We start from the raw sequence: 2610 nt of genomic DNA, 5'->3' as shown, positions 1-2610 counted from the left end.
GTCCCAAAGCCCGCGGCAGCACCGGTGCTGCCGCGGGCTTTGGGACAGGCGCCACATCGCTCGGCGTCGCGCGCGGCAGCGCCTTGTCGTGATGGAAGCAGCGCGACAGCCGGCCGCCCAGATCATAGAGCGGCGGCAATTCGCTGCGGCAGCGATCGTCGGCGAGCGCGCAGCGGTCGGCGAAGGCGCAGCCCTTGATGTCGGCCCCGATGCCCGGCAGGAAACCCGGAATGGTGTCGAGGCGCCCCTGATCCTTGCGTTGGCCGCCGCGCGGCAGGCAGCGCAGCAGCGCCACCGTGTAGGGGTGGCGCGGATCGTTGAACACGACCTCCGTCGGTCCTTCCTCGACCAGCATGCCGGCATAGAGCACGCCGACCCGGTCGCACATGTTGGAAACGACGGCGAGGTTGTGGCTGATGAACAGGATCGAGGCCGACAGTTCTTGCCGCAGCTGCGCGATCAGGTCGAACACTTCGGCCTCCACCGTCGCATCGAGGCCGGTGGTCGGCTCGTCGAGGATCAGCATCGAGGGATCGTTGGCCAGCGCCATGGCGATCGCCACGCGCTGCTGCATGCCGCCGGAAAGCTGGTGCGGGTAGCGCTGCATGACGCTGACGGGGTCGGAGATGCGCACGCGGTTCAGCATCGCAATCGCCCGGTCAGTGGCCGCTTGTCCCGAGATGCCGCCGAGTTCAAAAATCTCGGTCAGTTGGCGGCCGACGCGGATCGATGGGTTCAGCGCCTTGCCCGGGTCCTGGTAGACCATGGAGACACTTTCCGCGCGCGCCCGCCTGAGCGCCTCGGCGTCCAGCTTCATCACGTTCTGGCCATCGAGCGAGATGGCGCCGCCGGTGATCGAGCCATTTCTCGGCAGATAGCGCACGACGGTGAGCGCCACTGTCGACTTGCCGCAACCGGATTCGCCGACCAGCCCATAGGCTTCGCCCTGGCCGATGGTGAGGCTGAGGTTGCGCAGCACGGCGCGATTGCGGCCTGCGACGCGGTAGGCAACCGACAGATCGGTGAGTTCGAGTGCGTTTTCGGCCTTGGCGGAACTAGTCATTGAGCGCTCCGTGAACGCCGTCGGCCGCCAGATTGACGCCGATCACCAGCGAAGCGATGGCGAGCGCATCGAACAGCACTGTCCACCAGAAGCCGCCGCCGATCATGCCGTAATTGTTGGAGATCGACAGCCCCCAGTCGGGCGAGGGCGGCTGGATGCCGAAGCCCATGAAGGAGAGCGTGGCGACGGCGAAAATGGCATAGCCGAGCCGCACGGTGGTTTCGACCAGGATCGGCGGGATGACGTTGGGCAGGATCTCGACGAACATCGTATGCAGTGCACTTTCATGCCGAAGCTGTGCAGCGGCGACATAGTCGAGTTCGCGCTCGGCCAGCACCGCCGAGCGCACGGTGCGCGCGATGATCGGCGCGAAGCTCAAGCCGATGACGACGATGACCGTGGTTTTGGAGGTGCCGAGCGCGACGATGGCCAGCAGCGCGACGATGACCACCGGGATCGCCATGAAGGCTTCCAGGATGCGGCTGACGACATCGTCGACGAGGCCGCGAAAATAGCCGGTAAGGAGGCCGAGTGCCGTGCCGGCCACTGTCGCCAGCAAGGTTGCCAGCGGTGCGACGGTCAGGATGTCGCGCGAACCGACGATGACGCGCGAGAAGACGTCGCGGCCGATCTGGTCGGTGCCGAACCAGTGTTCGGAAGAGGGCGGCGCCAGCGCGTTGATGATGTCGTCGGCAAGCGGATCGTAAGGTGCGAAATGCTCGCCCAACAGCGCACAGGCAACCCAGAACAGCACGATGGCGAAACCGACAAGGAATGTGCGCGAGCGCAGCAGCGAGAAAAAGACCTCCGCCAGCGGGCCGCGCCGGCGCGTGTCGTCTGGTGTCGGAGAGCTGGTTTGGACGGCGCTCATTGATCTGACCCCAGACGGATACGCGGATTGAGCACGGAATAGAGGAAGTCGGCGACAAGGGTGGCCAAGGCATAGACAATGCCGATGGTGAGGATGCCCGACTCCAGCATCGGGAAATCCTTGCCGCGCGCGGCGGTGAAGATCAGCGACCCGATGCCCTGGTAGCGAAACAGCGTTTCGATGACGACAAGGCCGCCGATGAGGTAGCCGGTCTGCGTCGCGATGACGGTGATGGTCGGCAGCAGCGCATTGCGCAGCACATGCCGCCAGATCACCGTGCGCCAGGGCAGGCCCTTGAGCACGGCCGTTCGCGTGTAGTCGGAATCGAGCGCCTCGATCATGCCGGAGCGTGCCATGCGGGCGATGTAGCCGAACAGCACCAGGAACAGCGGCAGCGAGGGCAGGATCAGGTAATAGAGCTGCGTGAAGAAGCCGGCGTCGCGCGGCCATGCGGCCGATATCGGCAGCCAGCGCAGCCAGACACCAAAGATCAGGATCAGGATGATGCCGGTGACGAATTCCGGCAGCACCGTCACCGACAGGCCGCCGAGACTGATGATGCGGTCGAGCGGGCGGTTGAGGTTGAGCGCTGCGACGACGCCGCCGAGGATGCCGATCGGCACCACGAGCACGAAGGCGACCGCTGCCAGCTTCATCGAATTGCCCAGTGCATCGA

The 2610-nt window shown here is 65.4% G+C and carries 3 protein-coding genes; all 3 read right to left on the bottom strand.

Features of this window, described 5'->3' with window-relative positions; genetic code table 11:
• A partial coding sequence (locus EN750_RS28445) for an ABC transporter ATP-binding protein (RefSeq protein WP_145967987.1) occupies positions 1 to 1063 on the bottom strand: 1063 nt, incomplete at its 3' end.
• Positions 1056 to 1934 carry an ABC transporter permease gene (locus EN750_RS28440; protein ID WP_127398729.1) on the bottom strand — a complete coding sequence of 293 codons (879 nt, stop codon included), beginning with the start codon at positions 1932 to 1934 and terminating at the stop codon, positions 1056 to 1058. The genes EN750_RS28440 and EN750_RS28445, both read right to left, overlap by 8 nt.
• Positions 1931 to 2610 (bottom strand): ABC transporter permease (locus tag EN750_RS28435; RefSeq protein WP_145967986.1); only part of this gene is annotated, 680 nt, incomplete at its 5' end. The genes EN750_RS28435 and EN750_RS28440, both read right to left, overlap by 4 nt.

The sequence above is a fragment of the Mesorhizobium sp. M7A.F.Ca.ET.027.03.2.1 genome (assembly GCF_003999175.1).
Lineage (GTDB): Bacteria > Pseudomonadota > Alphaproteobacteria > Rhizobiales > Rhizobiaceae > Mesorhizobium.
This window is presented reverse-complemented; position numbering and strand designations above follow the sequence as displayed.

What these genes read in the sequence shown, in the direction of transcription:
- EN750_RS28440 (WP_127398729.1), bottom strand. Translation starts at nt 1,934, where the DNA reads ATGAGCGCCGTCCAAACCAGCTCTCCGACACCAGACGACACGCGCCGG.